At 57.3% G+C, this 25,422-nt stretch carries 39 protein-coding genes; 33 read left to right on the top strand and 6 right to left on the bottom strand.

The annotated features are described in order from the left end of the window. The 32 genes from tuf to HZB23_13570 form a co-directional block, all read left to right on the top strand. Positions 1 to 253: elongation factor Tu (gene tuf / locus HZB23_13725; protein MBI5845716.1), on the top strand; the 253-nt coding region annotated here is incomplete at its 5' end. Positions 254 to 274: 21 nt separating this feature from the next. Next, positions 275 to 583: a 30S ribosomal protein S10 gene (gene rpsJ / locus HZB23_13720; protein ID MBI5845715.1), complete on the top strand. Its 309-nt coding sequence runs from the start codon at positions 275 to 277 to the stop codon at positions 581 to 583. A gap of 122 nt (positions 584 to 705) precedes the next feature. Beyond that, positions 706 to 1,341: a 50S ribosomal protein L3 gene (gene rplC, locus HZB23_13715; protein ID MBI5845714.1), complete on the top strand. Its 636-nt coding sequence runs from the start codon at positions 706 to 708 to the stop codon at positions 1,339 to 1,341. 18 nt (positions 1,342 to 1,359) lie between these two features. Beyond that, positions 1,360 to 1,983 carry a 50S ribosomal protein L4 gene (gene rplD, locus HZB23_13710; GenBank protein ID MBI5845713.1) on the top strand — a complete coding sequence of 208 codons (624 nt, stop codon included), beginning with the start codon at positions 1,360 to 1,362 and terminating at the stop codon, positions 1,981 to 1,983. Continuing rightward, positions 1,980 to 2,267 carry a 50S ribosomal protein L23 gene (locus tag HZB23_13705; GenBank protein ID MBI5845712.1) on the top strand — a complete coding sequence of 96 codons (288 nt, stop codon included), beginning with the start codon at positions 1,980 to 1,982 and terminating at the stop codon, positions 2,265 to 2,267. Before rplD ends, HZB23_13705 begins: the two co-directional genes overlap by 4 nt. Before the next feature lie 10 nt (positions 2,268 to 2,277). After that, positions 2,278 to 3,102: a 50S ribosomal protein L2 gene (gene rplB / locus HZB23_13700; protein ID MBI5845711.1), complete on the top strand. Its 825-nt coding sequence runs from the start codon at positions 2,278 to 2,280 to the stop codon at positions 3,100 to 3,102. 144 nt (positions 3,103 to 3,246) lie between these two features. Beyond that, a complete protein-coding gene (gene rpsS / locus HZB23_13695) occupies positions 3,247 to 3,534 on the top strand; it encodes a 30S ribosomal protein S19 (protein ID MBI5845710.1) in 288 nt (95 codons plus the stop codon). Between the two features lie 22 nt (positions 3,535 to 3,556). Further along, positions 3,557 to 3,883: a 50S ribosomal protein L22 gene (gene rplV / locus HZB23_13690; GenBank protein MBI5845709.1), complete on the top strand. Its 327-nt coding sequence runs from the start codon at positions 3,557 to 3,559 to the stop codon at positions 3,881 to 3,883. A gap of 18 nt (positions 3,884 to 3,901) precedes the next feature. Continuing rightward, positions 3,902 to 4,561 carry a 30S ribosomal protein S3 gene (rpsC, locus tag HZB23_13685; protein ID MBI5845708.1) on the top strand — a complete coding sequence of 220 codons (660 nt, stop codon included), beginning with the start codon at positions 3,902 to 3,904 and terminating at the stop codon, positions 4,559 to 4,561. A gap of 16 nt (positions 4,562 to 4,577) precedes the next feature. After that, positions 4,578 to 4,991, top strand: a complete 414-nt coding sequence (rplP, locus tag HZB23_13680; protein MBI5845707.1) for a 50S ribosomal protein L16 — start codon at positions 4,578 to 4,580, stop codon at positions 4,989 to 4,991. Next, complete coding sequence (gene rpmC, locus HZB23_13675) at positions 4,991 to 5,215, top strand: 50S ribosomal protein L29 (protein ID MBI5845706.1); 225 nt, start codon at positions 4,991 to 4,993, stop codon at positions 5,213 to 5,215. Before rplP ends, rpmC begins: the two co-directional genes overlap by 1 nt. Before the next feature lies 1 nt (position 5,216). Continuing rightward, a complete protein-coding gene (gene rpsQ / locus HZB23_13670; GenBank protein ID MBI5845705.1) occupies positions 5,217 to 5,474 on the top strand; it encodes a 30S ribosomal protein S17 in 258 nt (85 codons plus the stop codon). A 15-nt stretch (positions 5,475 to 5,489) separates the two neighbouring features. Then, positions 5,490 to 5,858 carry a 50S ribosomal protein L14 gene (gene rplN / locus HZB23_13665; protein ID MBI5845704.1) on the top strand — a complete coding sequence of 123 codons (369 nt, stop codon included), beginning with the start codon at positions 5,490 to 5,492 and terminating at the stop codon, positions 5,856 to 5,858. 28 nt (positions 5,859 to 5,886) lie between these two features. After that, the gene (locus tag HZB23_13660; protein MBI5845703.1) at positions 5,887 to 6,234 is read left to right on the top strand and encodes a 50S ribosomal protein L24; all 348 of its coding nucleotides are present in this window, start codon (positions 5,887 to 5,889) and stop codon (positions 6,232 to 6,234) included. A gap of 21 nt (positions 6,235 to 6,255) precedes the next feature. Continuing rightward, positions 6,256 to 6,795 carry a 50S ribosomal protein L5 gene (gene rplE / locus HZB23_13655; protein MBI5845702.1) on the top strand — a complete coding sequence of 180 codons (540 nt, stop codon included), beginning with the start codon at positions 6,256 to 6,258 and terminating at the stop codon, positions 6,793 to 6,795. Between the two features lie 51 nt (positions 6,796 to 6,846). Continuing rightward, complete coding sequence (locus HZB23_13650) at positions 6,847 to 7,032, top strand: type Z 30S ribosomal protein S14 (protein ID MBI5845701.1); 186 nt, start codon at positions 6,847 to 6,849, stop codon at positions 7,030 to 7,032. A 40-nt stretch (positions 7,033 to 7,072) separates the two neighbouring features. Beyond that, positions 7,073 to 7,471: a 30S ribosomal protein S8 gene (rpsH, locus tag HZB23_13645; protein MBI5845700.1), complete on the top strand. Its 399-nt coding sequence runs from the start codon at positions 7,073 to 7,075 to the stop codon at positions 7,469 to 7,471. 128 nt (positions 7,472 to 7,599) lie between these two features. After that, positions 7,600 to 8,145 carry a 50S ribosomal protein L6 gene (rplF, locus tag HZB23_13640; GenBank protein MBI5845699.1) on the top strand — a complete coding sequence of 182 codons (546 nt, stop codon included), beginning with the start codon at positions 7,600 to 7,602 and terminating at the stop codon, positions 8,143 to 8,145. A gap of 3 nt (positions 8,146 to 8,148) precedes the next feature. Then, complete coding sequence (locus HZB23_13635; GenBank protein MBI5845698.1) at positions 8,149 to 8,517, top strand: 50S ribosomal protein L18; 369 nt, start codon at positions 8,149 to 8,151, stop codon at positions 8,515 to 8,517. Positions 8,518 to 8,534: 17 nt separating this feature from the next. Then, positions 8,535 to 9,032, top strand: a complete 498-nt coding sequence (gene rpsE, locus HZB23_13630; GenBank protein MBI5845697.1) for a 30S ribosomal protein S5 — start codon at positions 8,535 to 8,537, stop codon at positions 9,030 to 9,032. Positions 9,033 to 9,041: 9 nt separating this feature from the next. Continuing rightward, entirely contained in the window at positions 9,042 to 9,227 is a 186-nt protein-coding gene (rpmD, locus tag HZB23_13625; protein MBI5845696.1) for a 50S ribosomal protein L30, read from the top strand. 7 nt (positions 9,228 to 9,234) lie between these two features. Further along, positions 9,235 to 9,696 (top strand): 50S ribosomal protein L15, encoded by a 462-nt coding sequence (gene rplO / locus HZB23_13620; protein ID MBI5845695.1) that lies wholly within the window; start codon positions 9,235 to 9,237, stop codon positions 9,694 to 9,696. A 3-nt stretch (positions 9,697 to 9,699) separates the two neighbouring features. Then, positions 9,700 to 11,013: a preprotein translocase subunit SecY gene (gene secY / locus HZB23_13615; protein MBI5845694.1), complete on the top strand. Its 1,314-nt coding sequence runs from the start codon at positions 9,700 to 9,702 to the stop codon at positions 11,011 to 11,013. Between the two features lie 7 nt (positions 11,014 to 11,020). After that, positions 11,021 to 11,770 carry a type I methionyl aminopeptidase gene (gene map / locus HZB23_13610; protein MBI5845693.1) on the top strand — a complete coding sequence of 250 codons (750 nt, stop codon included), beginning with the start codon at positions 11,021 to 11,023 and terminating at the stop codon, positions 11,768 to 11,770. A 9-nt stretch (positions 11,771 to 11,779) separates the two neighbouring features. Further along, positions 11,780 to 11,998 (top strand): translation initiation factor IF-1, encoded by a 219-nt coding sequence (gene infA / locus HZB23_13605; protein ID MBI5845692.1) that lies wholly within the window; start codon positions 11,780 to 11,782, stop codon positions 11,996 to 11,998. A gap of 31 nt (positions 11,999 to 12,029) precedes the next feature. Further along, positions 12,030 to 12,143, top strand: coding sequence for a 50S ribosomal protein L36 (gene rpmJ, locus HZB23_13600; protein MBI5845691.1), 114 nt, complete (start codon positions 12,030 to 12,032; stop codon positions 12,141 to 12,143). A 6-nt stretch (positions 12,144 to 12,149) separates the two neighbouring features. Further along, positions 12,150 to 12,533: a 30S ribosomal protein S13 gene (rpsM, locus tag HZB23_13595; protein MBI5845690.1), complete on the top strand. Its 384-nt coding sequence runs from the start codon at positions 12,150 to 12,152 to the stop codon at positions 12,531 to 12,533. Between the two features lie 164 nt (positions 12,534 to 12,697). Then, on the top strand, positions 12,698 to 13,084 hold the full coding sequence (rpsK, locus tag HZB23_13590) for a 30S ribosomal protein S11 (protein ID MBI5845689.1): 387 nt from the start codon (positions 12,698 to 12,700) through the stop codon (positions 13,082 to 13,084). A gap of 54 nt (positions 13,085 to 13,138) precedes the next feature. Continuing rightward, positions 13,139 to 13,765: a 30S ribosomal protein S4 gene (gene rpsD, locus HZB23_13585; GenBank protein MBI5845688.1), complete on the top strand. Its 627-nt coding sequence runs from the start codon at positions 13,139 to 13,141 to the stop codon at positions 13,763 to 13,765. 170 nt (positions 13,766 to 13,935) lie between these two features. Further along, positions 13,936 to 14,964: a DNA-directed RNA polymerase subunit alpha gene (locus HZB23_13580; GenBank protein ID MBI5845687.1), complete on the top strand. Its 1,029-nt coding sequence runs from the start codon at positions 13,936 to 13,938 to the stop codon at positions 14,962 to 14,964. Continuing rightward, on the top strand, positions 14,961 to 15,449 hold the full coding sequence (gene rplQ / locus HZB23_13575) for a 50S ribosomal protein L17 (protein MBI5845686.1): 489 nt from the start codon (positions 14,961 to 14,963) through the stop codon (positions 15,447 to 15,449). Before HZB23_13580 ends, rplQ begins: the two co-directional genes overlap by 4 nt. A 260-nt stretch (positions 15,450 to 15,709) precedes the next feature. Next, positions 15,710 to 16,933, top strand: a complete 1,224-nt coding sequence (locus HZB23_13570) for a PDZ domain-containing protein (protein ID MBI5845685.1) — start codon at positions 15,710 to 15,712, stop codon at positions 16,931 to 16,933. Between the two features lie 160 nt (positions 16,934 to 17,093). Here the strand turns inward: HZB23_13570 and HZB23_13565 are convergent, their stop codons facing one another. From HZB23_13565 to HZB23_13540, 6 genes are all read right to left on the bottom strand, one after another. After that, on the bottom strand, positions 17,094 to 17,609 hold the full coding sequence (locus HZB23_13565; protein MBI5845684.1) for a peptidylprolyl isomerase: 516 nt from the start codon (positions 17,607 to 17,609) through the stop codon (positions 17,094 to 17,096). A gap of 80 nt (positions 17,610 to 17,689) precedes the next feature. After that, positions 17,690 to 18,961 carry an NYN domain-containing protein gene (locus HZB23_13560; protein MBI5845683.1) on the bottom strand — a complete coding sequence of 424 codons (1,272 nt, stop codon included), beginning with the start codon at positions 18,959 to 18,961 and terminating at the stop codon, positions 17,690 to 17,692. Between the two features lie 143 nt (positions 18,962 to 19,104). Then, the gene (locus HZB23_13555) at positions 19,105 to 19,737 is read right to left on the bottom strand and encodes a PH domain-containing protein (protein ID MBI5845682.1); all 633 of its coding nucleotides are present in this window, start codon (positions 19,735 to 19,737) and stop codon (positions 19,105 to 19,107) included. 275 nt (positions 19,738 to 20,012) lie between these two features. Continuing rightward, on the bottom strand, positions 20,013 to 21,215 hold the full coding sequence (locus tag HZB23_13550; GenBank protein MBI5845681.1) for an MFS transporter: 1,203 nt from the start codon (positions 21,213 to 21,215) through the stop codon (positions 20,013 to 20,015). Between the two features lie 14 nt (positions 21,216 to 21,229). After that, a complete protein-coding gene (locus HZB23_13545) occupies positions 21,230 to 22,954 on the bottom strand; it encodes a glutamine--tRNA ligase/YqeY domain fusion protein (protein ID MBI5845680.1) in 1,725 nt (574 codons plus the stop codon). A 235-nt stretch (positions 22,955 to 23,189) separates the two neighbouring features. Next, positions 23,190 to 24,413, bottom strand: a complete 1,224-nt coding sequence (locus HZB23_13540) for a SpoIIE family protein phosphatase (protein MBI5845679.1) — start codon at positions 24,411 to 24,413, stop codon at positions 23,190 to 23,192. 334 nt (positions 24,414 to 24,747) lie between these two features. On the opposite strand from HZB23_13540, the gene HZB23_13535 reads away from it, so the two are divergent. Next, on the top strand, positions 24,748 to 25,419 hold the full coding sequence (locus HZB23_13535; GenBank protein MBI5845678.1) for an MBL fold metallo-hydrolase: 672 nt from the start codon (positions 24,748 to 24,750) through the stop codon (positions 25,417 to 25,419). Positions 25,420 to 25,422 lie beyond the last annotated feature (3 nt).

The raw sequence follows: 25,422 nt of genomic DNA, 5'->3' as shown, positions 1-25,422 counted from the left end.
TTTGTCCAAGGAAGAAGGCGGGCGTCACACCCCGTTTTTCAACGGTTACCGCCCCCAGTTCTACTTCCGCACAACGGACGTGACCGGGATCGTGACCCTTCCCGAAGGCGTTGAAATGGTCATGCCCGGCGACAACGTTTCCGTCACCGCCGAGCTGATCACCCCCATCGCCATGGAGAAGGAACTCCGGTTCGCGGTCCGCGAAGGCGGACGCACCGTGGGCGCTGGCGTGGTTGCCGAGATCATAGCGTAAGCCATAAGGACGAAAGCCATGTTGATGAACGAGAAAATCCGAATCCGGCTTAAGGCTTACGACCACAAGCTCCTGGATCAATCCGCGAGCGATATCGTGGAAACGGCCAGGAACACCGGGGCCAAGGTTGTGGGACCGATTCCGCTCCCCACCCGCATAAGCAAGCACTGCGTGCTTCGTTCGCCCCACATAGACAAGAAGAGCCGGGAGCAGTTCGAGGTTCGCACACACAAGAGGCTTCTGGATATTCTGGAACCCACTCAGCAGACCGTCGACGCGCTCATGAAGCTGGACCTCTCCCCCGGTGTTGACGTGGAGATAAAGGTCTAAAAGCGGTTCCATTCCCCGCCTCGTCCGAAAACCTTTTTTGTTGTCGGCGAAAAAAACACGCGGGTTTGACGTTCGAGTCGGTTGGGTATTTCGGGAAAGCCGGCGAAACCGGAGGAGAGGCCATGTTGAAGGGGCTTTTAGGTAAAAAACTGGGAATGACGGGCATCTTCGCCGAAGACGGGCGTCATGTTCCCGTGACGGTGATCCAGGTTGGGCCTTGCGTGGTGACTCAGATAAAGACAAAGGCCACCGATGGCTACGACGCCATACAGGTGGGCTTTCTTGAGGCCAAGAAGCAGAGGGTTAACAAGCCTGCGGCGGGTCATTTTGCAAAGAGCGGCGGAAAGCTTTTCCGCGTGCTGAAGGAATTCGGAGTTCTCGATCCTTCGGCCTTCAACCTGGGCCAGGTGCTCACAGCCGACATTTTCGCCGTAGGCGAGAAGGTTGACATTGCAGGTAAAATCAAGGGACGCGGATTCCAGGGCTCGGTGAAGCGCCACGGATTTGCCGGCGGACCCGACAGCCACGGCTGCATGCATCACAGGCGTCCGGGCTCCATCGGAGCATCGGCCTGGCCGAGCCGGGTTGTCAAGGGCAAGAGGCTTCCGGGGCATTACGGAGACACGCGGCAGACCACCCGCAACCTCGTCATCGTGGATGTGCGTCCGGAACAAAACCTGATTCTCGTCAAGGGAGCGGTTCCGGGATCGGGATCATCCTTCGTGGAGGTCCGCAAACCCAAGTCCGCGTTCTGGTGAAAAAGAGGCGAGGTTAGTATGGCGCTCACAGATGTTTACAGCAAGCAGGGCGAGAAGGTCTCGGAAATAGAGCTTTCCGACGATGTTTTCTCGGTCGAGATCAAACCCTGGATACTTCATGAAGTTGTGGTGGCCCAGCTGGCCGCCCGCCGGCGCGGTACGTCATCGGTCAAGAACCGCAGCGACGTAAACGCAACCGGCAAGAAACAGATGAAGCAGAAGGGATCGGGCCGCGCACGCAGAGGCGAGCGCTCCAGCCCCATCATGAGGGGCGGCGGCTCGGTTTTCGGTCCGCATCCCAGGGACTACTCCTATACCGTGCCCAAAAAGGTCCGCCGCCAGGCTCTGGCGATGGCCCTTTCCTCGAAGCTCGTCGATCAGACGCTCAAGGTCATTGATTCCCTCTCTTTGGAGCGCATCAAGACCCGCGACGTGGCGGCCATCTGTTCGGCCCTCGCGCTCAAAAAGGCTCTCCTGGTGGTGAACGGCAAGGACGAAAACCTGGAGCTCTCCGCCAGAAACCTACCGAACGTGAAGGTGTTGCGGGTTGAGGGTCTCAACGTGTACGACATCCTGCGTTACGACCACCTGATTCTGGACGCCGCAGCCATAGACGGCATCCGGGGGAGGTTTGAGGCATGAATGCATACGCCATTATAAGGCGTCCGCTCATCACGGAAAAGGGCACCAGGCTGAAAGACACCCACAACCAGTACGTCTTTGAGGTGTTGCCGGACGCCAACAAGGTGGAAATCGCCCGCGCGATTGAAAAGATTTTCAAGGTCACGGTCAAAGACGTTCAGACATTGAACGTCAACGGCAAGGTCAAGCGTAGGGGACGCACCGTTGGAAAAAAGAGGGACTGGAAAAAGGCCGTCGTAAGACTGGCGCAGGGTGCCAGCATCGAATTCTTCGACGGAGTGTAGGAAGGGACTTATGGCTGCCATCAAAAAGAACAAACCCACCTCTCCGGGCAGAAGGTTTTTCGAATTCGCTAATTTCGAGGAACTCACCAAAAAGGATCCGGAAAAGGGCCTCCTCACACCGCTCAAGAAAAGCGGCGGCAGAAACTGCTACGGTCGCATAACCTCGCGTCACAAGGGCGGCGGAAGCAGGCGGCACTACAGGATGGTGGATTTCAAGCGCAACAAGAGCGGAATTCCGGCAAGGGTCGCAGCCATCGAATACGATCCCAACCGTTCATCCCGGCTCGCCCTCCTTTTTTACGCGGACGGCGAAAAGCGCTACATCCTCTGCCCGGTGAACCTGAAGGTCGGCGATACGGTGATGAGCGGCGCAACCGCCGACATCAAGCCGGGAAACGCGCTGCCCTTGTCCAACATTCCACTGGGCACACTGATTCACAACGTGGAGTTGAAGATCGGAAAGGGCGGCCAGATTGTCCGTTCCGCCGGGACCTTCGCCCAGCTCGTGGCCAAGGACAACGACTACGCCCAGGTAAGGCTTCCCTCCGGTGAAGTCCGTCTGGTGCTCACCCGCTGCATGGCCACCATCGGTCAGGTGGGTAACGTCGAAAGCGAAAACCTTTCCTTGGGCAAGGCTGGCCGGGCACGCTGGCTCGGCAGAAGGCCCAAGGTGAGGGGCGTTGCAATGAACCCGGTTGACCATCCGATGGGCGGCGGTGAAGGCCGGTCGTCCGGCGGCAGGCACCCGTGTTCACCCTGGGGCATGCCCGCCAAGGGCTTCAAGACCAGGAAAAAGAAGCCTTCTGACAGCCTCATCGTCAAGAAGCGCAAGTAGCAGTCTTCACTGTCCCGAACCCCGTGGAAAGTTAACGGGGGAGTTCCGATGCGTTTTTTCCTGCCTTCGGGTCGGCGGAACGGAAGCGAAAAATCGGGACATTGTCGGATCATATGAACCTTTAAGCAGAAGACGGAGGCGGCCATGCCGCGGTCGTTGAAAAAGGGGCCCTTTGTTGACGATCACCTGGTGAAAAAGGTGGCCGCGGCCCAGGATACGCAATCGAAAAAGGTGATCAAGACCTGGTCCCGGCGCTCAACGGTCCTGCCTGAAATGGTCGGACTCACCATAGCCGTGAACAACGGGAAGAAGTTCATCCCCGTGTTCGTTACGGAAAACATGGTGGGCCATAAACTTGGCGAGTTTTCTCCCACGCGGACCTTCTACGGCCATGCTGGGGATAAAAAGACAAAGGCGTCGGGTAAAAAATAGGCCCCGCCGAAGGATGGGTGAAATGAAGGTAATGGCTCATGCCAGGTTCATCCGCGTATCGGCGCAGAAGGCCCGCTGGGTGGCCGCTGTGGTTAAGGGAAACGCGGTTGAGAAGGCAATCAACACCTTGAAGTTCATGCCGCAAAAGTCCGCAGCCATAATCGGCAAGGTGGTTCAGTCTGCGGCGGCCAACGCCGAACAACAGGGCGGGGACGTTGACAAGTTCAAGGTGGCGAACATAATCGTCAACCAGGGACCCAAGCTCAAACGTTTCAGGCCTCGCGCCCAGGGGCGGGCCAACCGGATTTTGAAGCCCATGGCCCATATAACGGTGATATTGGAAGATTAGTACCAAAGGAGGACCATTTTGGGCCAGAAGGTAAGTCCAATCGGATTGAGGCTGGGCATCGTCAAGACCTGGAATTCCAGGTGGTTTGCCGGCAAGAAGCAGTATCCTACCTATATTCACGAGGATTTCAGGATACGCCGTTTCTTGAAGGCCAAGCTGAACCACGCCGGAATATCCAAGATCGAGATAGAACGCTCGGCCAAGCGCGTCCGGCTGATAATATTCGCCGCAAGGCCGGGTATCGTCATCGGTAAAAAGGGCTCGGAGATCGAGCTTCTGAAAAAGGACCTGGAAAAGCTCACGGTTCAGGACGTGCATATCGAGGTCCAGGAAGTGCGCAAACCCGAGGTGGACGCCCAGATGGTGGCCGAGAACGTGGCCGGCCAGTTGATTCGCAGGGTGGCGTTCCGCAGGGCAATGAAACGCGGCGTCACTTCAGCCATGCGTTTCGGGGCCCAGGGAGTGAAGGTCATCTGCTCCGGTCGCCTGGGCGGCGCTGAAATGGCCCGCCGCGAGTGGTATCGTGAAGGCAGAATGCCCCATCACACGCTGAGAGCCGACATCGACTACGGGTTTGCCGAAGCCAAGACCACATACGGCATAATCGGCATCAAGGTTTACATTTTCAAGGGAGAAATCCTGGATAAGGGTGCGGTCCTTTTAGAAACCGCGTCCTGAGAAGGGGCCTAAGGCAATGCTAAGTCCCAAGAAGGTCAAGCACCGCAAGGTGCAAAGAGGAAAAATGAGGGGCACCGCATGGCGCGGAGGCGACCTCAATTACGGAACATACGGGCTTCAGGCCACCGAGTGCGGCGCCATCAGCTCCAAGCAGATTGAGGCTGCCCGTATCGCCATGACCCGTCACGTCAAGAGGGGCGGAAAAATCTGGATACGGATTTTCCCGGACAAGCCCTTTTGCAAAAAGCCTCTTGAAACCCGCATGGGCAAGGGCAAGGGAGCTCCTGAAGGCTGGCAGGCCATAATCAAGCCCGGCAGGATTCTCTACGAGATGGACGGCGTGAGCGAAACGCTGGCCACGGAAGCCCTGCTTCTGGCCAAGCACAAGCTTCCCATCAGGACCAAAATAGTTGCTCGGAGTAGGATGTGATGAAAGCCAAGGAAATCAGGTCCCTGACTGCGTCGGAAATCCAGGCCAAGGTTGCGGATGCGTACCACGCCCTTTTCAATCTGAGGTTCCAGCATGCCACAGGCCAGCTGGAGAGCCCCATGAAGTTGAGGCAGCAACGCCGTGACCTGGCCAGGCTTCAAACCATACTCAAGGAGAAGTCCGCGCAAGGGGCGTCCTTGAACGAGGCTGAAAAGAAGGCGTGACATGAAAGAGCGCGGATCCAAAAAAAGGTTGATCGGCACGGTGGTCAGCGACAAGATGGATAAGACCGTTGTGGTGCTGATTGAGCGCACGGTGCTGCATCCCGACTACAAGAAATACGTGCGCCGCCGTAAACGTTATTCGGCCCATGACGAGCAAAACGCCTGCAAAACTGGAGACAGGGTGCTGATTACCGAATCGCGCCCCCTATCCCGGACCAAGCGCTGGCGCGTATCCGGGATCGTCCAAAAGGCGGTGTAGGAAAGGGGGCGTTTCATGATCCAGATGCAATCGAAGCTCACCGTGGCGGACAATTCGGGCGCCAAGGCGGTGCAGTGCATAAAGGTTCTGGGCGGGTCCCAGAGGCGGTACGCCACCCTTGGCGACATCATAGTGGTGTCGGTGAAGGAGGCCATTCCGAACTCCAAGGTCAAAAAGGGCGACGTCATGAAGGCCGTGGTTGTGCGCACGAAAAAAGAAGTGCGCCGCATCGACGGAAGCTACATCCGTTTTGACGACAACTCGGCCGTTTTGATCAACCAGGCAAGGGAGCCCATCGGAACGCGTATTTTCGGCCCCGTGGCCCGCGAGCTCAGGGCCAAGCGTTTCATGAAGATCGTTTCCTTGGCGCCGGAAGTTCTCTGATCTGCGGCGTTCCTTATAAGAGGGTGTTATGGCAAACGAAACAGGTCCCATAAAAAAGGGCGACAAGGTCAAGGTCATCGCCGGAAACCAGAAGGGCAAGATTGGTACGGTGATGAAGGTGCTCACGGACAAGGGGAGCGTGATCGTTGAGAATCTCAACAAGGTCAAGCGCCACCAGAAACCGGGAGGGGCCATGCGCCAGGGCGGAATCATAGAGAAGGAAGCCCCCATCAATGCTTCCAACGTAATGGTTCTCTGCGGCAAGTGCACCCAGGCCGTCCGTGTGCGCTACAAGGTGCTGGAAAGCCAGGAAAACGGCAAGAAGGTCAAGGTGCGTGCCTGTGCGAAATGCGGCGAGCATTTGGACTCCAAGTAACGGGGCGAAAGGTTTTAAAAAATGTCGTACTTGAAGAAGGTGTACGAAACTGAAACGGCCCCCAAGCTTGCGGAAGAGTTCGGCTATAAGAACAGGATGCAGATTCCCAAGCTTAGCCGCATCGTCTTGAACATGGGCCTCGGTGAAGCGGTGGCCAACGTCAAGGTGATAGACGCGGCCATGGTGGAACTCACCCAGATCGCCGGGCAGAAGCCAGTGGTGACCAAGGCCAAGAAATCCATCGCGGCCTTCAAGATCCGCCAGGGAATGCCCATCGGACTCATGGTGACCCTCAGGCGGGACCGGATGTACGATTTTCTGAACAAGCTGGTGAACGTGGCCCTTCCCCGTGTGCGCGACTTTCGCGGCGTTTCCGCAAAAGCCTTTGACGGCAGGGGAAATTACGCCCTGGGCATCCGCGAGCAGATAATTTTCCCCGAAATCGATTACGATAAGATCGAAAAAGTCCGGGGTCTCAACATTGCCATAGTCACCACCGCCGAAACCGACGCGGAAGGCAGAAAGCTCCTGGAGCTTCTGGGAATGCCCTTCCGCAAGTAGAAGCCTGGGCTGTGACATATTTTAGGGTAAAGAAACGAAAGGAAGAGGGTTTTGGCTAAGAAATCCTTAAAGGCGAAAGCGGCCCGCAAACCAAAATTTGCGGTCAGGGCCTACAACCGTTGCCCCTTGTGCGGCAGGCCCAGGGCGTTCATGCGCCAGTTTGGCGTCTGCAGGATCTGCTTCCGGACCCTGGCATCCAAGGGCGACCTGCCTGGCGTTACTAAGTCATCCTGGTAGGATAACGCCTTCGGAATTTTCCGTTTAGATGGAGTGCAATATGGCAATCACGGATCCCATCGCCGACATGCTCACGCGCATCAGAAACGGCTCCAAAGCCCGTTTCTCAAAGGTAGACATACCGGCCTCCCTTGTGAAGGTTGAGATTGCGCGGGTTCTGAAGGACGAAGGTTATATCAAGAATTACAAGGTCACCGCCGACGGCAAGCAGGGCGTGCTGCGGGTTTATCTCAAGTACAGCGGAACCCAGACGCCCGCACTGAAGTCAATCGTGCGCATATCCAAGCCCGGTCGGCGGGTGTACGTGGGGCGCGATGCCGTCAAGCCCGTTCTGAACGGATTGGGCACCGCCATCCTGACCACGTCCAGCGGGGTGATGAGCGACAAGGATGCCCGCAGGAAAAACGTGGGCGGAGAACTCGTGTGCAAGGTCTGGTGATCTGACTTTCCAGACACCCACGGTTAAGGCGGCGTGGCGGTTTTCAACGGAAAGAACCGTACCCGCTGCCGCGTTAAGGAGGCGACATGTCCCCGGTTGATGACAAACCGACAGATATTCCGGAAAAACTGTCCCGGATAGGCAAGAAACCCATAAGCATACCGGTGAAGACCACCGTCAGCATTGACGGGGCTCTTATCACGGTCAAGGGCGCAAAGGGAACGCTTGCGCGGGACCTTCATCCCAACGTGGATGTGGCGGTGGAAGGCGATTTCATAGTCGTCCGCCCAAGGGATCCCGGACGCGAAACCCGCGCGCTGCACGGCCTGACCCGCGCGCTTGTGGCCAACATGGTGACGGGCGTGAGCCAGGGCTTTGAAAGGATTCTTGAGGTCAACGGAATAGGCTACAAGGCCGAAGTTTCCGGGACCACTCTGTCCCTCGCCCTGGGTTTTTCGCATCCCATCCAGTTCCCGCTTCCCGATGGGATATCCGCCACGGTGGACAAGAAGAACGCCATCACGCTCACCGGGATCGACAAGGAACTTTTGGGACAGACCGCATCGGCCATTCGCAGGCTTCGTCCGCCCGAACCTTACAAGGGCAAGGGAATCAAGTATTCCACGGAGAAGATCATGCGCAAGGCTGGAAAAACAGGCGGAAAGGGAAAATAAGTCATGGGTAAGGTCAAGGATAACATCGTCGCCCATGCCAAGCGCAAGAAGAGGGTGCGGAAGAACATCGAAGGCACCTCCGAGCGCCCCAGGCTATCCGTATTTCGCAGCGCCCGGCACGTTTACGCCCAGGTTGTGCTGGACACCGAAGGCCGGACCCTGGTTTCCGCCTCCACCCTGGACAAGGAAGTGCGCGACCACGAAAAGTTTGAAAACAAGGTGGCCGCAGCCGAGTACGTGGGAAAACTCGTCGCCCGGCGTGCTCTTGAAAAAGGCGTGTCCAAGGTGGTCTTTGACCGCAACGGATTCCTGTATCATGGCCGTATAAAGGCCATTTCCGCCGGTGCACGCGAAGGCGGACTAGATTTCTGAAGCAAGGAGACGCTAACTTGAAGCCAAGCGCAAATGAAAAGAATTATATCGACAAGGTCGTGCATATAAGCCGCGTGGCCAAGGTGGTCAAGGGCGGACGCCGCTTCTCGTTCTCAGCCGTTGTGGTTGTGGGGGACGGGGAAGGCAGCGTGGGATTCGGCCTGGGGAAGGCCGGGGAAGTCCCCGAAGCCATAAGGAAGGGCGTTGAAGCCGCAAAGCGTGCAATGATCCGCGTGCCCGTGGTCAACAACACCATCCCCAGCGAAATTCTGGGCCATTTCGGCGCAGGCAGGGTTCTTCTGAAGCCCGCCTCCCCCGGAACCGGAATCATCGCGGGCGGTGCGGTCCGGGCAGTGGTGGAAGCCGTCGGCATCCACAACATACTCACCAAGTGCATGGGCTCCAACAACCCCCACAACGTCATCAAGGCAACCATCGAAGGGCTCTCCAGGCTGGAAAGCCGCGAGGCCGTGGCCAAGAGGCGCGACAAGAGCGTTGAGGAGCTTTCCATATAGGAGGGCATCATGGCTGACAAAAAAATCGCCGTCACCCTGGTAAAGAGCATGATCACCAGACCCGAAAAGCATCGCAAGGTGCTTCGGGGAATGGGACTTACCAGGATGCACCGCACGGTCGTTCTTGAGGACACCCCCTGCATCCGGGGCATGATCCATAAAGTCTGCGACATGGTGAAGGTCACGGAGGCTTGAGAACAAGATGAAACTGCACGAGCTGGCTCCCCCTGCGGGAGCGAAGAAAAACAGAAAGCGCATTGGCCGTGGGCCGGGCAGCGGCACCGGAACCTTCGCGGGCAAGGGCTGCAAGGGCGCCAAGGCCCGTGCTGGCCGCAACACCTGGGTGGGTTTTGAAGGCGGCCAGATGCCCCTTCATCGCAGGCTCCCCAAGCGCGGCTTCAAGCCCATCGACAGGAAAATCTACGCCATTGTCAACGTGCGCGACCTGGCCCGTTTTGAGGCCGGCTCCGTGATCGACGAAATGGCCCTTTACGACGCGGGCCTCGTCTCCGGTCGCCCCGACGGCATAAAGATACTGGCCGACGGCGACATCAGCCACGCTGTCACCGTGAAGGCCGACAAGTGGTCCAAGGCTGCATACGACAAGATAGTGAACGCGGGCGGAACCATCGAGGCTTCAACTCCACCGGTCGAGGCGGAATAAAGCATGGTCGGCAGCGGATTCGGCAACATACTGAAGATTCCTGAGCTGAAGCGCAGGATACTGGTGACCCTGGCCCTTATCGCCGTTTACCGCGTGGGTGTTCACATACCCACGCCAGGAATCGACGGCACGGCCCTTGCCAGCTATTTCGCCGCTCAGCGGGGCACCCTACTGGGGCTTTTCGACATGTTTTCGGGCGGCGCGTTCGAGAATCTGTCGGTTTTCGCCCTCGGAATCATGCCCTACATCAGTTCTTCAATCATCCTTCAGCTTCTTACGGTGGTCGTACCCCACCTTGAGAGGCTGTCCAAAGAAGGCGCTGCAGGACGCAAGAAGATTACCCAGTACACCCGTTACGGAACCATCGTTCTGGCCATCATCCAGGGATTCGGCATAGCCGTGGGCCTGGAGGCCATGAAGGCGGCGTCCGGGGCTTCCATCGTTATAGAACCCGGCTGGGGTTTCAGGATAATGACCGTCATCACGCTCACCTCCGGCACCGCCTTCATTATGTGGCTTGGTGAGCAGATAACGGAAAGAGGCATCGGCAACGGCATTTCGCTTATAATTTTCGCAGGAATCATCGCAAGGTTTCCCAACGCGGTGTTCAAGACCCTTCGCCTTGTGCAGAACGGCGACATGTCGGTGTTCATCATGCTTTCCATCCTGGTAATCATGGTGGGAGTCATTTTCATCATCGTTTTCGTGGAATCGGGCCAAAGAAGGATTCCGGTGCAGTACGCCAAGCGGGTGGTGGGTCGGCGAATGTACGGGGGGCAGAGCACGCATCTGCCCTTGAAGATCAATTCGTCGGGCGTCATTCCCCCCATCTTCGCTTCGTCCGTGCTCATGGTGCCAGCCACCATAGGCAGTTTCGTGGACGTCGGCTGGCTGAAGGTAGTGGCCGAGCACATGATGCGCGGCTCCTGGGCCTATCAGGTGCCTTACGTTGTACTGATCGTGTTTTTCTGCTACTTCTACACTGCGGTTCAGTTCAACCCGGTGGACGTGGCGGACAACCTCAAAAAGCACGGCGGATTCATTCCCGGCATCAGGCCCGGAAAGAGCACCGCCAACTATATTGACAGGGTGCTTACGCGCATTACCCTTGGAGGTGCATTTTACGTTTCCGCAGTGTGCGTGCTTCCCTCGGTTTTGAGCATCCAGGCCGGGGTTCCGTTCTACTTTGGCGGAACGGCCCTCCTCATCGTGGTTGGCGTGGCCATCGACACCCTGAGCCAGATGGAAAGCCATATGATAACGAGAAATTACGACGGCTTTCTGAAAAAGGGAATGCGGGTCAAGGGGCGTTCGTAAGCAAAAGATGGTAATTGTAAAATCCCCCAAGGAAATCGAAAAGATGCGGGTGGCAAACCGCATCGTGGCCGAGATTCTGGGTCGTTTGCGGGAGGAGGCGAAGCCTGGGGTAAGCACCCTTGAGCTTGACGCTCTCTCCGAAAAGCTGTGCAGGCAAAACAAGGCCGTGCCCGCGTTCAAGGGGTACAGGGGTTATCCGTTCTGCCTTTGCGCCTCGGTCAACGAACAGGTGGTGCACGGGTTCCCGGCGTCCCGCCCCCTTTGCGAGGGCGACATCCTGAGCATGGATTACGGGGTGTCCTACAAGGGTTTTTTCGGGGACTCGGCCATAACCATAGCCATCGGCGAAGTATCTGAAGAAGCCCGGCGGTTGATCAAGTCAACCGAGCAGGCGCTTCTTGTCGGCATTTCGCTTGTGGAAGAGGGAAGACGCCTTTCCGACATCTCCCACGCCATTCAAAAGAGCGCGGAAGGCGACGGATTTTCGGTGGTCAGAAAGTTTGTCGGCCACGGCATTGGCCGCAGCCTGCATGAGGACCCGCAGATTCCCAACTACGGGACTCCGGGCCAGGGGCCGGTCCTAAGGGCCGGAATGACCCTTGCGATCGAGCCCATGGTCAACGCGGGCGGGCACGAGGTGGATGTTCTTTCGGACGGATGGACGGCGGTGACCAGGGACGGTTCGCTGTCGGCTCATTTTGAGCACACTGTTGCGGTCACGGAAAACGGTCCGCTCGTTTTGAGCCTCATTGATTAAGGAAGAAGGATGTCCAAGGAAGAAGCCATAGAGGTTCAGGGCACGGTTACCGAAACGCTGCCTAACGCCATGTTCAAGGTTCAACTGGAGAACAAGCACATGGTGCTTGCCCATATTTCGGGCAAGATGCGCATGCATTTCATCAAGATTCTTCCCGGAGACAAAGTGACGGTTGAACTTTCTCCCTACGATCTGACACGGGGGAGGATCACCTACCGGTCCAAGTGATCCGGGCCGTTTTCATGAAGGGGAGTTTACAATGAAGGTTAGAGCATCCGTGAAGAAGATTTGCCCGAAATGCAAGATCGTGAGACGGAAGGGCGTCGTCCGGGTGATCTGCGAGAACAGACGCCACAAACAGAGACAAGGATAGGCATCCATGGCACGCATCGCGGGCGTTGACCTGCCGAAAAAAAAGCGCATCGAGGTAGGACTCACCTACATCTTCGGAATCGGGCGTTCCACGTCGAAGAAGATCCTTGACGCGGTGAATGTTGACCCCAACACATCCACCGACGATCTCACCGAATCCCAGATCAACGAGATTCGTAAGGTTCTTGACGGCGAATACCGTGTTGAGGGTGAATTGCGGTCCGTTATTTCCATGAACATAAAAAGGCTCATGGACTTGGGCTGCTACCGGGGCTTGAGGCACAGAAAAGGCCTTCCCGTAAACGGGCAGAGGACCAAGACCAATGCAAGGACCAGAAAAGGTCCGCGCAGGGCCGCTGTCAAGAAAAAGTCGGCAGCCAAGAAGAAGTAACGGGCAAAGGGCCGGGCTTTTGACGCCGGTTACACCCGAAAACCCGCAGTCATTTCGTTTCATGAACTGGCTGCGACAAAAAAATCCGGAAATCACTTAAACCGGACAGACGCCGTCAAAATCGATGATTGGCGTCATCATGTGCGAAAGGCGCTCGAAAAGCCATGGCCAAACGCAAGGTCAGCCGTAAAAAGGAAAAAAAGAACATTCCGGTGGGTGTTGCACATATCCAATCCACCTTCAACAACACCATCGTCACCATCACCGATCCCACGGGAGGCGTGGTGTCCTGGTCATCGGCAGGAGTCGCCGGTTTCAAGGGTTCCCGCAAAAGCACGCCCTTCGCGGCCCAGATGGCCGGTGAAGACGCCGGCAAGAAGGCCGTGGAACAGGGAATGCGAACGGTTGAAGTTTATGTCAAGGGACCGGGATCAGGGCGGGAATCGGCCCTACGCAGCCTTCAGACTGCGGGACTTTCCGTGACACTCATCAAGGACGTCACGCCCATCCCCCACAATGGCTGCCGTCCCAGGAAGAGACGCCGCGTTTAAGGGGCTTCTTCTTTCATCGGACAAAGGAACCACGAATTACTACGGAGGTTTGGGGTGGCACGTTATACCGGTGCAGCCTGCAGGTTATGCAGGCGTGAGAACCTGAAGCTTTTTCTCAAGGGTGACCGCTGTTACTCGGAAAAATGCGCATTCGACCGCAGATCCTTTCCACCCGGACAGCATGGTCAGCGGCGTACCAAGGTTTCCGACTACGGCATCCAGTTGAGGGAAAAACAAAAGGTCAAGCGTATGTATGGCCTGACCGAAAACCAGTTTCATCTTACCTTCGAGAAGGCGGACAGCCAAAAGGGCGTCACCGGCACCAACCTTCTGGTCTTTCTCGAAAGAAGGATGGACAACATAATTTTCCGGCTTGGCTTCGCCAATTGCCGGAATCAGGCCCGGCAGCTCGTCCGTCACGGTCATTTTCTCGTCAACGGCAAAAGGGTGGACATACCGTCCGCGCTTGTAAGGGTCGGCGACAAGATTTCCGTGAAGGAGAAGAGCCGCACGACGGTCGTAATCGTTGAAGCGCTGGAGGCTGCCGTCAGGCGCGGCGTTCCCCAGTGGCTCGAACTGGACAAAGAGCAGTTTACGGGAACGGTCAAGGCTTACCCCATGAGGGAAGAGCTCACCATGCCCATGCAGGAACAGCTTATCGTGGAATTGTACTCCAAGTAGAGCCTGTTTCTGGTGCGAGGTGTTCTTTTTTGCGGCCTGGCCGCATCCTTCAACTTAAGCCTTGCTTATGGCCTTGCCAGTCGTGGCGCCGAAAGCCAATTTTGTGGCCGGCGTCATGAAAACCGTCAAAACAAGCCTTTTGAACGGGCTGATAAACTGCGGAGAATGACATGCCAAAGGAGCTCATGAGCATGAACTGGAAGGAGCTGATAAAGCCCCAGAAGGTTCAAGTGGAAAGCACGCCCACGTACGGGAAGTTCGTATGCGAGCCGCTGGAGCGGGGATACGGCCTTACCCTTGGCAACGCGCTTCGCCGCATCATCCTTTCCTCGCTCCACGGCGCGGCCATAACCTCCATCTACACCGAAAACGTCATGCACGAGTTTACGGTGATTCCCGGAATGATGGAGGACGTCTCCGAATTCATCATGAACCTGCGGGAAGTCCGGCTTTCCATGAACGACGCCGGCCCCCGCAAGCTCATCCTTGAGAAGCAGACTCCCGGCCCGGTCCTTGCCGGTGACATCTCAAGCCCGGACGGCCACGTCACCGTGCTCAATCCCGATCACAAGATCGCCACCCTTTCCGAGGGGTCGAATCTTCGCATCGAGATGAACTGCAAGCTGGGCAAGGGCTTTGCGCTGGCCGAGGCAAACAAGGACGAAGAAGACCCAATCGGCACCATCGCCATCGACTCGGTGTTTTCACCCATACGCCGTGTCAACTACGTGGTGGGCAACGCCCGCGTGGGTCAGAAAACCGACTATGACAAGCTCACCTTCGAGGTGTGGACGGACGGAAGCATCCGGCCCGAGGAAGCCGTGGCCTTTGCCGCGAAAATCCTGAAGGACCAGATTTCCATCTTTATCACCTTCGAGGACGAAGGCGAACCCGAACAGGTGGTTTTCCGCGAGGAAAGCTCCAACCCGGTTTTCAACGAGAACCTGTACAGAAGCGTGGATGAGCTGGAGCTTAGCGTAAGAAGCGCCAACTGTCTAAAAAACGCCGACATACACAGGATTTGGGAACTGGTTCAGAAATCCGAAAACGAAATGCTCAAGACGAAGAACTTCGGACGCAAGTCCTTGAATGAAATCAAGGAAGTTCTTTCCGACATGGGCCTTTCCTTCGGGATGAAGCTGGAGGGGTTCGTTCCACCTGAAGAAAAAGAAATCAAAGGAGATTCGGCGAACCCATGAGACACAGGAATGCCGGACTAAAATTAGGCCGCTCGGTAGCCCATCGCGATGCCCTTTTCAGGAATCTCGTGACTGCCCTTTTCGAATTCGGAAAAATCCGCACCACCGACGCCAAGGCCAAGGAGCTTCGCCGCTGGGCCGACCAGATGGTCACGCTGGCCAAGAGGGGCGATCTTCACGCCAGGCGTCAGGCAATGGCGGTGATACGCAAAAAGGACATCGTCCATCATCTTTTCTTCGAGGCATCGGGCCGCTTCGGCCAGGTTGACGGCGGATACACCCGCATCACCAAGATCGGCTTACGCCCCGGAGACAAGGCGCCCATATCCCTGATCGAACTCGTGGGCGAGCCCATAGAGTTCAAGAAGGAAAAGCGCAACAAGACCTTTGCCGGGCGCAAGAAGGCCGACAAGAAGGCCGCAGGCAAGGAAAAGGCCCCGGAAGCTCCGGCCAAGGCCGCAGAGCCCGTCGAAACCCCGGCGTAACACCGGTGGCATCCGCAAGCCCCGTTGACCCGAAAGGTTGACAGGCCGGATTTTTTGGCCTTCAACCGGTCCGGTCGGCATGGCCATGCGGACGCGAAAAATATGTGCAGAGCGTGACAAGGGGCGGCGAATTCGCCGCCCCTTTTTTGATGCCGTTCCATCCGCCGCTTTCCGGCTCCGTCCGTTCAAGCCCCCAAAGGTCCAGGTTCCGCCCCGACATTTTCCTTCCAGTATCCCAAGAAGACAAAGGATGCCCGGCCATGATGCCAAAACTCGCCAAGCGGCCCCTTGCGTTCCTTTTCTGCGCAGCCTTCATCCTCTTTTCCTCCATCGTCCTGGCCTCGGACGAGGCGGCAATAAAGCCCCTTTTCCCGGTGGCCCTTTCCCAGGACATCCCGGAGGCGAAAGCCTCCTTCGAGGAGATCAGGGGGCTCATTCTTAAAAATTACTACAGCCCAACCCTCACCGAGGACGCCCTCTATTACGCGGCCATAAAGGGGATGCTGAGGCACGTGTCTCCGCCGGAGCACCCGGACTTGGCCCAGTTGTGGACCCCGGACCAGTACGCCCAGGTTGTGGACAGCTTGAAGGGCGAGCAGGTTTCCATCGGCATCCGCACAACCTTCAACCCGGTGGAGGGGAGCCTTACCGTAAGTGAGGTCATGCCCGATTCCCCGGCTGACATGTTGTTGAAGCCCCATGACCGGATTTTGCGCATAAACGGCCAAAGCCTTGCAGGAAAGAAGATTACCGAGGTCTCGGAGCTTCTGGACGGCCCGGAAGGAACCCAGGTGGCCCTTACCGTGAACCGCGATATACAGGTCTTCGAGGTCACCTTGAAATGCCAGAAAGTGGCCACCCAGAACCTGGTGGTCACCCTCTTGGATGCAACCACCGCCGTCATGGAGCTAAAGAAATTCACCCTCGGAATTGCCGATGAAATGAAAGCGGAACTGGACAAGCTGGCAACCCAGGGGGTGAGCAGGCTGATTCTGGATTTGAGGGGCAACGGGGGCGGCATTTTCGAGGAATCCCTAAAGGTCTCGGAGCTTTTTCTGCCCGCCAAGTCCATCATGATCCGCGTGGTTCAAAAGGATTCAAAGGTCCGGGCAGTGGCCTCGTCCAACGAAAACCCCGCAAGGTTCACCATGGCCGTGCTGATCGGCAGGGGCACGGCCTCGTCTGCGGAAGTGGTGGCGTCGGCGCTCCAGGATCACGGCAGGGCCTTTCTGGTGGGCGGGCGCACCTACGGAAAAGGCGTTTTCGAGACAACCTTCGCCACTGATAATGGCTATCGGGTGAAATTCATAACCGGGGCCATGTACTCGCCCAAGGGGAGAAGCTGGCAGACCAACGGGCTCTTGCCGGATTTTCTGGCCGACACCGATGAGCGCACCACGGCGGCCCTTTTGAAGCTGGACCCCAAGACCCGCTATCCCAGGGACGTGGCCATGATAACCGCCGTGAAGCTCCTGACGAGGTAGCCGGAAGGGGGAGGTGACAATCCTCAAGTTGCCGCTGGATGCAAAAGGCCGGGAACGACATCGTTCCCGGCCTTTCTGCTTTCCTGGGGGATGAAAAAGGCGGGCGCCCCCGGTTTTTGGAAGGCCCCCGCCCTGGTTACGGCAGTTGACGAGAAAAGGTTCAGTCTTCCACGGTGATCCTTATCACCTTTACAGGCGTGACCGGGCGGTCGCTGCGGTCGGTGGCCACCTTGCCGATTTTCTTTATGATGTCCATACCCTCGGTGATCTTTCCGAAAACCGGGTGCCTGGACGGGCCGGGGGCGAACCAGTCGAGATAATCGTTATGGACCAGGTTGATGAAAAACTGGCTTCCGCCGGAGTTGGGGCGGCCCGTGTTGGCCATGGAAAGGGTGCCCGGCTCGTTGCTTAACTTGGCGTTTTCGGGAAACTCGTCTTCCACGCATCCCCAGGGAGGGCCGCCGGTTCCGCAGCGCGGGCTTTTGGGATCGCGGCTTTCCGGGCATCCGAACTGGAGCATGAAGTTGTCTATGATCCGGTGGAAGTGAAGGCCGTCGTAAAAGCCGCTTTTGGCGAGCTTGATGAAGTTTTCGGCGGTTTTGGGCATGAGGTCGGAATAGATTTCAGCCATGAAATCGCCCATTGTGGTCTCGAAAAGGGCTATGGGGTTCGCCACTGTCTCTTTCTCCAGGTCTTGATGTTTTTAAGGATGTCCCGGCGGGCAGTTCAAATGCCGCACTGGAAACGGTTACCATATCATTTTATATACTTCAACTGGCCGTCTTCCTCGTCGTCGAAAAAGTCTTCGTCTTTGGGAGCAGCAGGGGGGGCCGGGTCCGGCTGAGCGGGCTCGCCTTCATCGCCTGCCTCGACAGGGGCGGCATCGTAAGACTCGCCAGGGGCGTCCATAGGCTGATCCTCGTCCGCGTAGGGGTCTGGCGGATACTCGGAAGGCTGATAAGCCATGCCCAGTTCCGGGTTGTGGCGTCCCACCTTCTGGGCAGCTCCCGCCTTGCCGTTGGCCGGGGGGCGCTTGACCTCGAAATCCACCGTGAGGTTTTCCATGCATTCGGAAAAATCGAGACCCGGCACCAGGTCGGTGAGATGGAAATAATAGTCGCCGATTTCAGTCGAGATGAAGCCGAATCCCCGGTCGTTGAAGAGCTTCTTTATCACGCCCGGAATCCGGACTGCGGGCGCGGAGGGCATGGGTGGAAGATTTTCCTGGCCGGGCTCGGCGGGCGGGGGCGCGTAATCCTGGTACCCGGCGTAGCGCTGGCGGGAAATCTCCTGGCGGCAGATGTCGCAGTAGAACTTCTGGTTCTTCCTAGGGTGGAAGGTGGTCCAGACCAAAGGATTCCCCTTGTGAACGGGGCTCTCGCACTTCAACTGGTGGCGCTCCCACTTTAGCTCCAGTTTCTGCAGAAGGTCATCCAGCCAGATGATGTCGTAGTCCTTCACCCGCGCGTCGTCGTGCGGATCGGCGAATTCCGGTGCGCAGGAGTTCTTTATGCTGGCTATTGCCACACGTTTTCCGAGGCGGCGCACGCTTTGAAGCATGGGCATGAAATCGCGGTCGCCCACAACTGCTATGGCTATGTCGTAGGCCTGGGGAATGGCCGCGTAATAGAGCATGTTGGTTGCAAGGGCTATATCGACACATTTTTCCTTGGGCTCGAAGGTGTCGCCGGGGTCACGGTCGGTCTTCCTGAGCCTGCGGCCAATGTAATTTATGGGGAAAACCTCGACCTCGTAATGGTATTCCTCCTTCAGCATGTCGAAGAAATCCTTGCGGCGCAAAACCGCGTCCTCATCCAAGGGGTTGTAATTTATTGCATAGCTTGCAAAGAGGTAGGTGCGAACAACGTCTATGTCGGCTTTTCCAAGGTATTGGCTCACCTCCTCGGCGAGAACCGACGGCAGCTTTCCGAAATCCACCCTGTAGCTGGCGTCCCCGTAGGATTCACTTAGCCTTCTGTTATTTGCGTACAACCACGTACCGTCTATGAAGAGCATTATCTTGGCCATGAAAGCCTCCTTTAGTGAACGTATTTGCCTTCAATTGCATTGATGAATAAGTCAGTGGGATGTCCGTTCAATCCGCCGCTCCCCAAAGCGGCATCTCATCTTATACAGATTCCGCTTAAAATGCCCGGCCTGAAACAAAAGAATCATGATTCGAGGCGCACGACGCCCCTTTTTCGGTCTGACGTGACCTGCACCTCCTTCATTATGTCGTACAGTTTTCTGGCCTCCTTTATGGGTCCTATGACCAGCGGGGCGTTCGGTTTTTCGGGAGTAAAAAAGGAAACCGAGCCCACGCCCAGCACTTTTTCGAAAATGGTCTGCTCGAAACGGATGTCGCGCACCCGCCACATGTCGATGTTAACTATGCTTTTGGACAAAATTCCTGTTTCGCTCTCAACGCGCTCCCCGGTGACCCTGAATGACCTGGATTTCCACTGGAAATATTTGGCCAGGAAATATCCCGCCCAGGACAGGATGAGTATTCCCGCCGCGTAATAGCCAAGTTCGCGCTTTGACCCTTCCAGCATGAACAAAAGGACCAGGGACATGATGAAGACGAAGATTCCGTAGGCATAAGGTCCCAGAAGCAGAACCTTGGAAACGTTGCCCTGGTAATAGACTTTGCTGTCCCCGCCTTCGGCCTGCCTGCCAGCGCCCGCCGCGCCTTGGGCGGCTTCCTGGGCCTTGTCCAGGAACTCCCCGCAGAACCTGCATTTGACGGCGCTCATTTTTATGGTTTCCCCGCAAAGGGGGCATTTCTTTTCGTCAGGCTGCATCACTCTCGCTCCTTTATATCAAAAAATTCAACAAATTAAAAATCGCGCCCGGCTAAAAACCCGTTCATCCCACCCCATACCGGCGCACGGGAAAAGGCTTTGGTCCTAAGAGTTTATCCCTAAATAAGATTGTGACAGCGAGATTGCGGATTCGCCCAACCAACAAGGCGCATCTCCTCACGGCATAGCGAGCGATGCCGTGAGGAGGGCAACACAGTTGGTTGGGATGAAGCCACAATCGAATGTAAATATTATTTAGGGATAAGCTCAAAAGGTCAGGCGGCTATTTCGCATACCCCGTTTTTGGGAGCCGCCACGCCCGCAAGAAGGAATGATGCGGCCACGGCCAGACCGGCTCCGGTGAAAAAGGCCGCAGGCATTCCCAGGGTTTCGGACAAAAGGCCGAAAAGAATGCTTGCCGGAAGCGCGGTTATGCCCACGACTCCGTTATAAAGGCCAAAGGCCCTGCCGCGCGCGTTCGGAGGAACCAGATCGGCCACCCAGGCCTTTTCGCAGGGCTCCGTGAGCCCGTAGTAGAGGCCGTAAATCAGGAAGATCGTAATCACGCCGACGGTATTATCAATGACTCCCATGGCGGCGTAGACCGCCGCGTAGAGAATCCAGCCGGAAAGAATCATCCCCTTCCGGCCAAGCCGGTCTGAAACGCGCCCGCCAAGATAAGTGGAGGCCATTTTGACAACGTGAAAGGCCGACCACATGAATGCCACGCCCTGGACCGAAACCCCTGCCCTGGAAAGCCTTAAAAGCAGAAAGGCGTCGGTGGAGTTACCCAGGGTGAAAATGGCCAGGGCCGCCAGAAGGCGCTTGAAATCGGGCGTGAAAAGCCCGCCCGTTTCGCCTGACTCCGTTTTTGCGGCCTTGGCCGCCTTGGCGGTTGCCGCCGTTTTCGGCGTTTCCCGCACGCCCGCAAGTATCAGGGCTATCACCACCACTCCGGGAAGGGCCGCCCACAAAAAGACATGCCTCATGGACATCCCGAAGGCCCCCATGAGAAGGGCGGCCACCAGGGGGCCAGCAACAGCTCCTGCGTGGTCCATGGACCGGTGGAAGCCGTAGGCTTCGCCCCTTCGTTCGGGCGGGGCCGCGTCGGCAATTAAGGCGTCCCGAGGTGACGAGCGTATGCCCTTGCCCACGCGGTCGGTGAACCGGAGAACCAGCACGAAGGGCCAGGAAAGGGCCAGCCCCACCAGGGGCCGGGCGATGCTTGAAATCCCGTAGCCCAGAAGAACCAGGCCCTTGCGCTTTTTGAGCCTGTCCGCCCAGTACCCGGAAGCCAGTTTCAGCACCGATGCCGTGGTTTCGGCGACTCCTTCAATAAGGCCCAGAATGGCCGGGCCGGCCCCCAGAACCCCGGCCAGGAACACCGGCAGAAGGGGGTAGATCATCTCCGAGGAAAGGTCGGTGAAAAAGCTCACCAGCCCTAACACAACCACCGTGCGCGGTAATTTACCCGCCATTGCACCGGTGGTTTTCATTCGGTCTTCCCCGATTTGACTATCCTCGCCCAGGCGTCCTTAAGGCCCACTATCCTGTTGAAGACGGGAGCGCCGGGGCGGCTCTCGACGGGATCGGTGAAAAAATAGCCCAGCCGCTCGAACTGCACCCGCTCGCCCGGCCCCAGGGCCTTGAGGGATGGCTCCAGGCGGCAGTCCGTAAGGGTTTCGAGCGAAGCCGGGTTGATGCAGGCGGTGAAATCCTCCTCCCCGTCCGGGTCGGGCCTTGTGAAAAGGTGATCGTAAAGCCTCACCGTGGCCGAAAAAGCTGTGGGGCCCGCCACCCAGTGCAGGGTTGCCTTCACCTTGCGGCCGTCGGGAGCGTCTCCGCCCCGTGTGGCAGGGTCGTAGGTCGCCCTTATGGCGGTTATGGCCCCGGTTTCGGGGTCCTTATCCACGCCCGTGCATGTTATGAAATAGGCGTAGCGTAGCCGAACCTCCCGGCCAGGGGAGAGCCGGAAATACTTCTTGGGCGGCTCTTCCATGAAATCCTCCGCCTCGATGAAGATTTCCCGTGCAAAGGGGACCATGCGGCTGCCCATTTCCGGGTTTTCCGGGTGATTTAGGCAGTCGAGTTCCTCAACGGAATTATCCGGGTAGTTTTCGATGATTACCTTTATCGGCCTTAGAACCGCCATGGCGCGGGGGGCCGTTGGATTCAAGTCCTCGCGGATGCAGTGATCCAGAAGGGCGGCATCCACGGTGCTGTCTCTTTTGGCCACGCCGATTTTTTCGCAGAAGGAGCGAATAGCCGAAGGCGGAATCCCGCGCCTTCTCACCCCTGAGATGGTGGGCATGCGCGGGTCGTCCCAGCCGGAAACCCTGTTCTCTGAAACTAGCCTGATGAGCTTTCGCTTGCTCAAAACCGTGTAGGTGAGGTTGAGCCGGGCAAATTCTATCTGGCGCGGGTGGCAGGGGGCCGAGACGTTAGAAAGCACCCAGTCGTAGAGGGGCCGGTTGTTCTCGAACTCCAGGGTGCAGACCGAGTGGGTAATGCCCTCAAGGGCGTCCGAGAGGCAGTGGGTGAAATCGTACATGGGGTAGATGCGCCACGCATCCCCTGTCCGGTGGTGATGGGCTGCCCTTATGCGGTAGATGGTGGGGTCACGCAGAATTATGTTTCTTGAAGCCATGTCGATTTTGGCTCTCAAGACGTGGGTTCCGTCGGGGAATTCGCCTGCCTTCATGCGCCGGAAGAGGTCCAGGTTTTCCTCCACGGACCGGTCCCGGTAAGGGCTGTTTCTGCCCGGCTCGGTGAGGGTTCCCCGGTATTGCCTGATCTCTTCGGCGGAAAGGGAGTCCACGTATGCAAGGCCCTTTTGGATCAGTTCCTCGGCAAAGAGGTAGAGCCTGTCGAAGTAGTCGGAGGCGTAGAACTCGCGGTCCTCCCAGTCCGCCCCAAGCCAGCGGGCGTCCTCTTTAATGGAGTTGACGTATTCCACGTCCTCTTTCGCCGGGTTGGTATCGTCGAAGCGCAGGTTGCATTTTCCGCCGAACTGTCGCGCTATTCCGAAATTGAGGCAGATGCTCTTGGCGTGGCCCATGTGCAGATACCCGTTGGGCTCCGGCGGAAAACGCGTGTGGACCCGCCCGCCGTTTTTTCCGTTTGCCACGTCCTCGGCCACGGCAGCCCTTACAAAGTCGTTGGATTCGCCGCCGATTGTTTCGGTTTTGGATGCAGCCTCTTTTTCCGTTACGCTCATGTTGAAACCCGTCTCCCGATTTATCTCACGCAAAAACGCCGCGCAGAGTTGTCTGTGATAAACATTACTAACTTGTAGGCATGTAATCGCCTGTTAAATGGGTTGGCAAGAAGCCTGGATAAAAACGATGAAATGCAAGGAAGGCGAGAAGCGCGGGGAGGAATAATACTGTTCGTATATGACCGACCCGCGCTACGATGCCTGACACAGCAGTTCGCGTTTTTATACAGGCTTCCTAAGAGCCGTTGCGTTCGATTACGAGGACACTCATATCGTCTTCAAAATTGTCGCTGCCGTGAAAACGGTAAATTTCCTCCCCCAGCCTTCGCATGAGCATGTGAAGGGGAAGGTCCCTGTTGTGGGTGAGAAAGCCCAGAAGGCCGTCTGTTCCGAAACGCGCGCCTTCCTGGTTTGAGCATTCCACTATGCCGTCGGAATACAGAAAGAGCCTGTCGTTTTCGTAAAGAACCATGCTGGTTTCGGCGAAATCCGCATCCTGTACAAGCCCGACCGGAAGCCCGCCCGCGCCCACAAGGTGAGGCTCGCCCACGTGGGGCACGTAGGCCGGATGCGGGTGGCCCGCTTGGGTGAAGCAGGTCTCGCCGGTCTCCTTGTTGAGGACCCCATAGATCATGGTGAAGTACTGCTCCATGAGGGCGTTGGTCTGGAAAAGCTGGTCCAGCTCGCGCACCACAGAGGCCGGAGAGGTCATCTCGTGGCCCGGAAGATCGCTGGTACCGCCCCTGAGCAGGTTTTCGTGGAAGGGAAGAGACGATATGGTCTTGGAAACCGCCACGGAAAGCATGGCAGCCGGTATCCCGTGGCCCGAAACATCCAGGAGGTAGAAGGCCAGGTGTTGGCTGTCCACCGGGAAGAAGTTGAACATGTCCCCGCCCACCACGTTGCACGGAATGAACAGGGACTCGAAGCTGTACCCGTAAAGGTTGTTGGTGGAAACGGGCAAAAGCCCCTGCTGGATTCGCGCCGCCGCTTCCAGGTCGCGGGTGATCACGTCCTGGGCGCGGCTTAAGCGCTGGTTGGTCTCCCAGAGCTCCTTGTGCCGAAGCTCAAGGCTTTCCTCCAGTTGGCGTATGCGTTCGGCCACCAGGATTCTGGCCCTGATTTCCTCCGGGCCGAAGGGCTCCAGGACGAATTCGTCGGCTCCGGCCTCCATCGCCTGGAGAAGGTCGGCCTCCTTTTCCTGGCTTGTAATGAGAACCACGTAGAGGTAGGACGAAAGACCGGCGGCCCTGATTCGCCGGGTGAGCTCCAGGCCGTCGATTCCCGCAAGCGCCACGCTTGCGATAACCAGCCATATCCCGTCGTTTTCTATGATGTCCCAGGCGCTTAAACCGTCGGAGGCGGGCGTGATCTGGTAGCCCCAGTTGATCAGGCACTCGGACAAGCTCCGGCGCTTGTTTTCATCAGGCAGGGCTATCAGTATTCTGGGGGCTCGCATGGCAGATTTTCGCTATATATTTTTCGGGTTGCCAAAGCCTATATTGATTAATCGAACGATGAACCGGTAAGAATTATTTCATGCGTTGACAGATTTGCCCGGACCTTGCAGGGGCCGGTTCAACATCGTGCCTGATGCGCCGATTTTTTCGCCTGTGAGAATTTGCACGGATAAGCCTTATTCCCGTCATCTTTCCATGCTATCAGACTAAGGCGTCCGCGTCAACGGCGGTGACCTGCGATTTTGCCTCCAGGGCCGGGGGGGCTCGATTTTAATGATTACCGGGCGCAAAAAGGCCTGCCTAAACCTGTGGTTCAAATTCGGGAGCAAAATTTTGGACACGATCCATACCTTGAAACTCGGCATGGCCAGGGCCTACCTTTTAAAGGGCCGGGCCGGATACGTTCTGATCGATGCGGGAGTCCCCGGCGCGGGCGGACGTATCGTTCAAAAAATGAACGATCTTGCCATACGGCCCGACATGCTGAAACTCGGCATCGTCACCCACGTTCATTACGATCACGTGGGCGGGCTTGCCGGGGTGGTTAAGGCCAGCGGGTGTCCCGTGATGGTTCACGAGGCCGGGGCCGATGCCCTGGCACACGGGGAAATGTCGATTCCCGGCGGGCAGATTTTCCTCACCCGCCAGTTGGTGCGGCTGGCCCGAAGGTTTCCGTCAGTCACGGCCTGGGTGACCCGCTACGAGCCGGTGAGGGCGGACCTTTACGTAAACGAAGAAACATCCCTTGAGCCCTGGGGCTTTTCGGCCAGGGCCATTCCAACTCCGGGCCACACGAAAGACTCGATCACAGTTCTCACGGACGACGGGCGGGCCTTTGTGGGCGATCTCGCCTATAACGAGCTTCCTTTTCTGGCCAAAACCCGCAAGCCGCCCTTTGCCGAAAATATAGATATATTGCACAACAGTTGGCGGCTCCTTTTGGACAGGGGGGCGAGAATCATATATCCCGGTCACGGCGAGGCTTTTTCAGCCGATGAACTCTAAGGC

It is taken from the genome of Deltaproteobacteria bacterium (assembly GCA_016235345.1).
Classification (GTDB): Bacteria; Desulfobacterota; Desulfobacteria; order Desulfobacterales; family Desulfatibacillaceae; genus JACRLG01.
Note: the sequence above shows the minus strand (reverse complement) of the source record. Positions and strands in the feature narration are given on the sequence as shown.